1 pseudogene is annotated in these 621 nt (G+C 68.0%); it reads right to left on the minus strand.

Annotated elements, in window-relative coordinates:
• Positions 1–205 (minus strand): annotated as a pseudogene (locus ACFVX9_RS39950) (IS1380 family transposase); the annotation flags it as partial.
• Positions 206–621: the final 416 nt, after the last annotated feature.

Genomic DNA, 621 nt, shown 5'->3' on the forward strand with positions numbered 1-621 from the left:
CCATCGCGACGGCAAGCTGGAACAATACCGGAGCCCGCTCCCGCCAGCCCGGAGCGATGCCTGCGGGCAATGCCTCAGCGAGCGCGGTGGTCAGCCCGACCCGGTCCGCGAGCCGGCGCAGTAGCACCGCTCCGGCGTGCCCGACCAGCCCCTTGCCGTCAGCCTGGACGGTCAGCCGCTCGTCCCACCCTGTAGTCTTCGCCACCAGAAAGGTGCCCCGCTCCTGCGTTTCAGATTCGTTCTAGACACTCGAATCCTTGCAGGTCAGAGCACCTTTCGTGTTACCAGGGCCATCCCAGCGATCAAATCGGCTGAACAGTCGAGGCTCATACTGCACAGGACCGCCCGCACCCCTCACCCACCCCGCACGCCCTGGCACCAGCCAGCCCCGCCCCGCCTCCGGTAAACCGGCCCGGCAGGGTGACCGTCCGGACCGCTCCGGACCCGAGCCCTCGCCCGCCCGCAGAAGCAGCACAGGCAGACGGCCGGACCAGCCACCATGTCCCTTGAAGTGGCGTAACGGCACCAGGTTGATCTCGGTGGGAGCAGACTGCGTCCATGCTGCCTTCGGGGAGGCGGCGGTGGGGAAAGGCGGTTCATTCGCCGCGCATTTCGATGAGG

The organism is Kitasatospora sp. NPDC058243 (assembly GCF_042882025.1).
Taxonomy (GTDB): Bacteria; Actinomycetota; Actinomycetes; order Streptomycetales; family Streptomycetaceae; genus Kitasatospora.